Genomic DNA, 7,109 nt, shown 5'->3' with positions numbered 1-7,109 from the left:
CCAATACTATAAGAGAGTACATTACTCTCACCTTGTCCAAGGTCCCAGGCCGCGACTTCCGGAACAACAGGAGGAGTTGATTCAACCCACCGGCTGTGCTCTTCCAGCCACGTACGCGCTGGATCATCTTTTTCAGTATCCCGCACCTCGTTGGATACTGCTTCTGGAATAAGAAGACTGTCTGCGGTAAGCGCTAATAAGTCTGCATAGCCAATTGTAGCAAGAAGAATAATCGGCGAGGCATCGACAACCCACTTTCTCATGCGTCTCCAGAAGTGCTGGTGCGTGGAAGCGACGTGCCGAGAGCCTGCTGAATCTCATCCCTGATCTCTTCGGGAGTTGTCTGGACAGGGCTGACGCCATACCGTGCCAGGGCTGCGATAAAAGCAGGACGCGAGAGGCCAGCAATCTCTGCCGCCTTGCTTTGTGAGATCCGCTCCATTTCATACCACTTGATTGCGGCCGCAAGCCGAAGCTCGCGCCCAAATTCCTCGGGCGAGCGACGGAGCGCCGAGAAGACGTCGTCCGGAAGTTCTATTTTTAGTGTTTTGGACATAGGTAGACTGGGCTGCAATGAGGTAAATCATTTTTGATACGGGAGGGGGGATGCGTTCGTTCTTCCGTATGACGGATCGCCGCCCGTTTCCGCAAAGGAGTTTGAGTGCTGTGTATGGGACAGCGTACGGAAAATCACCCGGGAAGCCCACTTCAGTGATGCGGAGCTGACGGTCACATGATGGAGGTTGTCGTAAACGTCGTCAGTCTATCGTCACCGCATACCGGCGCACCTGCGGGAAGGGCGTTGAGGCGGTGGTGTAGAGCGTGCCATCAGGACCAACGGTCTGGATGCGCCCAATGTCGGGCGTGCGCATCTCTTCCCACAGCAACCGACCCTGAAAGCGGCCTTCCGGATCAAAGAGATCGACCGCGCTGGCGGGAATCGGGTCCTCGGCATCGCCGTTTGCAGATCGCTCTGTATGCTCATTGGGATCTTGGATGTTGGTGGGCCACGACGACGCCACAAGCATGTGTCCATTGGGAAGCACAGCGGGGGCGCCCAGATGACCATAAACGCGCATCAGGCGTTGATCATCAGAGATGCCGGGGCCGATGATCGTGTCGATGTTTGGGCGGGCGATCTGCCGGGTTGGTGTGCCGTCGAGTGTGTACTGGCGTAACTGGTAGGCGGTGACATGGCTCACCCAGAGATGCTCGTCATGCACGGAGACCCCGCCGCCAGTGCCCATCCCATCCGGCAGATCCAGGTCGAAGTCGACCTCAACGGTCCGATCATGTGTCCAGGTGTCCGTGTCAATGAAATACAGTTGTTGCGGATCGCCCCCAAACGCCGAGCGACTAAGGATCAGGTGGCCATTCGCATAGGCCGTGACCGATCCGCGTACGCCCAGTTCATCGATTCCAATGCTCTCGACAAACGTGCCATCGGTCGTCCAGATGTCGATGCGTCCGTTCATCTGGTTCGAGACGTAGAGCCGCCCGTCGCCGTCTCCAGCCATGCCATACGCGTTGCTAAACTCGCCGGGCCCCTCGCCTTCGCGTCCGGCGCTCCATCGCAGGCCGCCATCGGGATTGAACGCCACCAGACGGTTGTTGCCATAGTCGAGCACGTACACTGCGCCCTCTGCGTCGACAACGACACCGCGCACATTGGCCAGCATCGCTTCTTCGGGGGCCTCCTCAGCGCCGAAGGTCTGTTCCAACCCGAACTGAATAGGAGCCGCATCGTGGTCTGTCCACACCGTGGTGCCGGTGTTTGTGACGTAGGTTACGCCATCGCGCTCTTCGATCGCTACATCGTCAGACGAGGCGCCCCCGCATCCTGCCAACAGAGCAGTCACGAACAGGATTAAAAATGGAGCGAGAAGGCGGGTTACGTGAGTGGAAGACGGAGCAGATACGGACATCGTGCGAATGCGGATGCAGGGAGCGGCGTTATAGATTGCTTCTATGATAGAAAGATGAACGGGTGGTGTCAAGTCCACCAATGTCGTGCCAACCTTAAAAGGTTTGGGGTTAAATGGGTTTTTTCTTCCATCCTGATTGTCCTGGACGGCATGTCGTTAAACACGTACTCGATAGGAGCCGGGAGTCAAAATGACTTGGCGTAGAGGGCTGTGTGGGTCGGAGTGGCACAACTCCCTCCCATGGTCATGCTGAACGCAGTGAGGCATCTCAAGATGTGCTGCCGGGAAGCGGTGCCGCCGTACCTGCAGTGGAGCGGTGCGCAGTGTGGGCCGGGTGCGTGCCGCGCGTGCGTCTACACCGCCTGCTGTACACCTTCCACTACTCAGATGGAGCGGTACTCACCCGCGCAGCGCCTCGTTTAAGAGCACCGCCGGATGCTGGGCCGTGCGCGGCGTCACGTCTTTGATCTGCGAGCGGCACGAAAAGCCCGGCGCGGCCACATGGGTGGATGCAGGAGCGTTGCGCACGGTGGGGGCCAGGCGGCGCTCGGCCATCTGCTTCGAGATCGCCACGTGCTCGTCCTCGTAGCCGAACGATCCCGCCATGCCGCAGCAGCTGGTGTCGAGCGTGTTCACGTCGTATCCCGCTGCCGACAGAATCGCCTCCGTATCCGCCGTGCCCACCAGCGCTTTCTGGTGACAGTGCCCGTGCAGAATCAGGTTGTTGTGTTCAGGCGCGTGCCATTCGGAGGCGTCGAGCGCACCATCGCGAAGCCGCTCGGCCACGAATCCCTCAAACGGATGCACCTGTTCGGCCAGCTCCTGTGCGCGCAACTCGCCCGGCAGCAGCGACAGAAACTCGTCGCTTAGCGTGTGAATGCAGCTCGGCTCCAACCCCACAATCGGTAGGTCCTGCTCCACATACGGGTAGAGCATCTCCAGTGTGTTGAGCGCGGTGTGCTGCGCCTCAGTCACGAGCCCCTTCGACAGGAGCGGACGTCCGCAGCACGCGCCTTCGGGCGCCAGATGCACGCGGTGGCCAGTGCGCTGCAAGAACCGCACGGCGGCGCGCACCACCTCGGGCGTGTGGTAGGCGTTGAACGTATCCGCAAAGAACACGACATCGGGGCCCTCGGGGGGATTCGACGCATCCAGATCCATCTGGAAGGCCGTCTGCCGGGCAAACGGAGGCAACTCGCGCTCCGCACTAACGCCCATCATCCACGCGCCGGCCTTTCGCATCCACCCCTGCTTGCCCGCCCAGTTGATGGCCGTAGCCAGCGGCGTGCCTGCCAGTTGGCGTACAAACTGCGGCTGATGCGCAAAGAGCCACGTGCGCCACGGCATGCGGTGCTCCTGCCAGTACTGGTTCAGCCACTCCGTCTTAATCTTCGCCATATCCACGTTCGAGGGGCACTCGGTCTTGCACGCCTTGCACTGGATGCACAGATCCATCACCTCATACATGCGCTCGCTCGTCAGCGCGCCTTCAGGCAAATCGCCCGCCAGCGCCGATCGAAGGGCATTGGCGCGTCCACGGGTGGAATCTTCCTCCTCGCGCGTGGCCATGAAGCTGGGGCACATGGTGCCGTGGTCGCGCTTGCGGCAAGCGCCGTTGCCGTTGCATTTTTCCAGGAGATGCGAAAAGCCGCCCTCGTCCTCAAAGTTCATCGCCGTGCGCAGCGGACGCGTGCTGTAGTCAGGCCCCATGCGGAGGTTCTCGGTCAGCGGCGGGGCATCGACCACTTTTCCCGGATTGAGGAGTCCCTCAGGATCGAAGATGGATTTGATCTGCTGGTTGACGGCATAGAGGTCATCGCCCAGCATTTCGCGGTTGAGGGCGCCGCGCACAATGCCGTCGCCATGCTCCGAGGAGGTCACGCCGCCGTAGCGCTTCACCAGCTCCAGCGAGCCGCGAGCAATCGTATCCAGCTGCTCCAGCCCTTCGTCGGTCTTCGTGTTCACAAACGGACGCACATGCAGGCAGCCTGCCGAGGCGTGGGCGTAGTAGGCCGCGCGCACATCCAGTTCGTCGATGAGCGTGCTCAACTCGTCGATGTAGTCGGGCAGATGCTCTACCGGCACCGAGGCATCCTCGATGAGCGCCCACGGCTTGTATTCGCCCTCCACACCCATCACCAGGCCGAGCCCCTCTTTGCGGATGCTCCACACGTTGGCAATCGCATCGTCGTGTTGGATGCGCTGGGCCGGCCCCCGAGCATTGGTTGTGGGCAGCACTGCGTCGAGTTCGTCGAGCTTGCGGGCCATGTCCTCTTTGGAGGCCCCGCCGTACTCCACAATGAGCACGCCGCCGGGTGTGCCGTCGATGAAGGTGAGGCGCTCGGCATAGCCGGGTGTGGCGCGAATCCGCTCCACCGCCACGCCGTCGAAGAGCTCCACCGCATCGGGGTCGGTGTCGAGGATGGCGGTGACGGCTTCGAGCGCCTGCTGGCGCGTGTCGTACGACGCGATGCCGAGCACCGTGGTGGCAGGCTTCTCGACCAGGTCGATGGTGACTTCGGTCAGCACCGCCAGCGTGCCCTCGCTGCCCGCCATGAGTTGCGCCACGTTGCGCTCATCCGTATCCAGCAGATGCTCAATGCGGTAGCCGTTGTTGCGGCGCCAGTGGTCGGAGGTGTCGTTGCGAATAGTGTCGGCGTGTTGGCTCAGCAGCGCGTCAAGGCTGCGGTAGATCGTGCCCTCGCGGTTGTCTTGACGCATTTTGCGCTGCCAGCCGCCGTGCGAAAGCGGCTCGAACGTGACGGGTGTGCCGTCGGCCAGGAAGCCGTTGGCGCGGCGCACATGGTGGATCATGTTGCCGTAGCGGATGGAGTGCGTGCCCGTGGAGTTGTTCGCCACCATGCCGCCGAGGGTAGCGCGGCTGCTGCTGGCCGGGTCGGGGCCCACCATGAGGCCGTGCTCCGCTGCCGCCGCGTTCAAATGGTCGAGCACGAGTCCGGGCTGCACGGTGGCTTGTTGGGCTGCGGGATCGATGTCGACGATCGCATCCAGGTGCCGCGTGAAGTCGAGCACCACCGCAGTGTTCACACCTTGCCCGGCCAGCGACGACCCGCCGCCGCGTGGCAGCACGGGAATGCTAAGCGCATGCGCCTCTTCGAGCGTAGCTTGGACATCTGCGACAGTCTTGGGGATGCAGACGGCCACCGGCTCCATCTGGTACATGCTGGCATCGGTGGCGTAGAGGGCGCGCGACATCGCGTCGGTGCGCAGGTCGCCTTGCAGACGCGGACGCAGGTTTTCCGCCAGCGTGGTGCGCAGGTGGTCGGTCATCGGGCGCGCCGCCGGGCGGTCGGTAGCGAGGGCATCAGCAGGAGCAGAAACGGCCATAGAAGAGGCAGGGAAAGCGACAAATGGCATCTAAACAACAACACAAAATTAGACGGCTGCCTGTGCGTATGGATTCAGGAGTAGCAGAAATATGAATGTTGAACCGTTTGCCATGGTACACGAAAAACCTGAGCGAGCCCTCACAGAATCGATATTCCGGATCTCTCAGAACGGGTTGTGCTATAGGTTCAGAAGTCGCACAGCCCCCAACGCCCGTCATCCAGATCCTGAATCGAGTTCAGGACAGGCAAGGCGCCCCTGGCGCCGCTGATCCGGAGCCGAGCGAAGCGAGGGCCGAAGGTCATGCCTGTGGTACGCACGAAGTAATCCATTTGCCGGTTGAGGGCGAACGCACTCCGCTAATGTATCCCTCCATTGGGGCGTGGATCCCAGATCGTCGCTCCGCTCCGTCTGGGATGACGGTGTGAAGGCATAAACAAGCATTTCTGTATGTTCAACAGCGATCAGATGTATAGCACAACGCATTCTCAGTGCGTCATTCCGATGCCGACAGCCGTCGGCAGAGGAATCTCTTTAGAATCGGCGGCAACAGACCGGACGGAGGAAGCATGTGAGTTTTGTCATGTACCATGAGTTAGGATTATCCGGAATGACTGGTTGGGGGGATCACTTGCGATCTAACAGGGGCTGATGTTTTTTTCGTTCACCGGTTCACCCTTCCATCCCTCCACCCATTGTAGTTTGCATACCGCATTGTGTATCTTTCCGATGCCTGCACAGGCTTCGGGCGTGTGCAGGCCAACCGCATCTGTTCTCTGGTTTCTCTCTACAGCGTATTTCTATGTCCAATATCTTTGCAGACGACCTCCTCGACGGCGAGCACATCGTGATTACCGGCGGCGGGACGGGCCTCGGGCGCGCGATGGCCGAGCGCTGTGCGGCGCTTGGCGCATCGGTCACGATCAACGGACGCCGCACCGAGCCGCTCGATGAAACGGTTGCTGCCATCGAAGAAGATGGCGGCATCGCAAACGGCATCTCGTGCAACGTGCGCGACGCCGAATCCGTCAACGCCTTCTTCGACGAGGCCGAAGAGGCGCAGGGACCCGTCACCGCGCTCGTGAACAACGCCGCGGCCAACTTCCTGGCAGCCACAGAAGACCTCTCACCGAACGGCTTCGACGCCATCGTCAAGACCAATCTGTACGGCTCGTTCTACTGCACACAGACGTGCGGACAGCGGTGGATTGAGCGCGGGTCGGGGGGCGTGGTGCTGTCGATTGCCACGACTTATGCCGACACCGGAAGTGCGTTCGTCGTGCCGAGTGCCGTCTCGAAAGCAGGCATCGTGGCGATGATGCGCTCGTTGGCGGCGGAGTGGGGACCCGAGGGCATCCGCCTGAATGCGATTGCACCGGGGCCCTTTCCTACGGAAGGCGCATGGAGCCGCCTCGTACCCGGCATGGATGTCGAGGATGACATGAAGCAGCGGAATCCCACCCGCCGCTTTGGCGAGCCCGAGGAAAGAAAACCCATGTTTAAGTGGGTGGGACCTGTTGTCAGCAGAGTCTGGATGTTCTATACAAAGAAAGGCGCGGGTGTCGAGATTAATTCTCTCGAGGATGCGGAAAAGCTCGAGAGTATCGGGACGTATAAAGAGGATGTCAGGGAGCAGTTTTTGGAATCAGAGGGGTTTGAGAACCTAGACAGCTCCTCCAGCAACGTCATCAACGTGAAAAAACTAAATGCCGGTCGATTAGATGGAATGATCTGTCTCCATTGTCATATGGGATTCTTAAATGCCTACAAGTTTCATGCCATATGATGTGATCGTCTGCTATGGCCAGTTAGAAAAACTATCATAATGATGTTGAG

4 protein-coding genes and 1 pseudogene are annotated in these 7,109 nt (G+C 60.3%); 1 reads left to right on the top strand and 4 read right to left on the bottom strand.

Annotation, left to right across the window (positions count from 1 at the left end; genetic code table 11):
• The 4 genes and pseudogenes from R6U20_RS04885 to R6U20_RS04870 form a co-directional block, all read right to left on the bottom strand.
• Positions 1–263 (bottom strand): annotated as a pseudogene (locus tag R6U20_RS04885) (DUF3368 domain-containing protein); the annotation flags it as partial.
• Complete coding sequence (locus R6U20_RS04880) at positions 260–556, bottom strand: UPF0175 family protein (protein WP_410336746.1); 297 nt, start codon at positions 554–556, stop codon at positions 260–262. The gene R6U20_RS04880 and the pseudogene R6U20_RS04885, both read right to left, overlap by 4 nt.
• A gap of 202 nt (positions 557–758) precedes the next feature.
• Positions 759–1,859 (bottom strand): hypothetical protein, encoded by a 1,101-nt coding sequence (locus R6U20_RS04875; protein ID WP_410336745.1) that lies wholly within the window; start codon positions 1,857–1,859, stop codon positions 759–761.
• Positions 1,860–2,324: 465 nt separating this feature from the next.
• On the bottom strand, positions 2,325–5,273 hold the full coding sequence (locus tag R6U20_RS04870) for an FAD-binding and (Fe-S)-binding domain-containing protein (RefSeq protein WP_410336744.1): 2,949 nt from the start codon (positions 5,271–5,273) through the stop codon (positions 2,325–2,327).
• 802 nt (positions 5,274–6,075) lie between these two features.
• Here R6U20_RS04870 and R6U20_RS04865 point away from each other — a divergent pair.
• Positions 6,076–7,059, top strand: coding sequence for an SDR family NAD(P)-dependent oxidoreductase (locus tag R6U20_RS04865; RefSeq protein ID WP_410336743.1), 984 nt, complete (start codon positions 6,076–6,078; stop codon positions 7,057–7,059).
• Positions 7,060–7,109 lie beyond the last annotated feature (50 nt).

It is taken from the genome of Longimonas sp. (assembly GCF_046498435.1).
Lineage (GTDB): Bacteria > Bacteroidota > Rhodothermia > Rhodothermales > Salinibacteraceae > Longimonas.
Note: the sequence above shows the minus strand (reverse complement) of the source record. Positions and strands in the feature narration are given on the sequence as shown.

What these genes read in the sequence shown, in the direction of transcription:
- R6U20_RS04880 (WP_410336746.1), bottom strand. Translation starts at nt 556, where the DNA reads ATGTCCAAAACACTAAAAATAGAACTTCCGGACGACGTCTTCTCGGCG.
- R6U20_RS04870 (WP_410336744.1), bottom strand. Translation starts at nt 5,273, where the DNA reads ATGGCCGTTTCTGCTCCTGCTGATGCCCTCGCTACCGACCGCCCGGCG.
- R6U20_RS04865 (WP_410336743.1), top strand. Translation starts at nt 6,076, where the DNA reads ATGTCCAATATCTTTGCAGACGACCTCCTCGACGGCGAGCACATCGTG.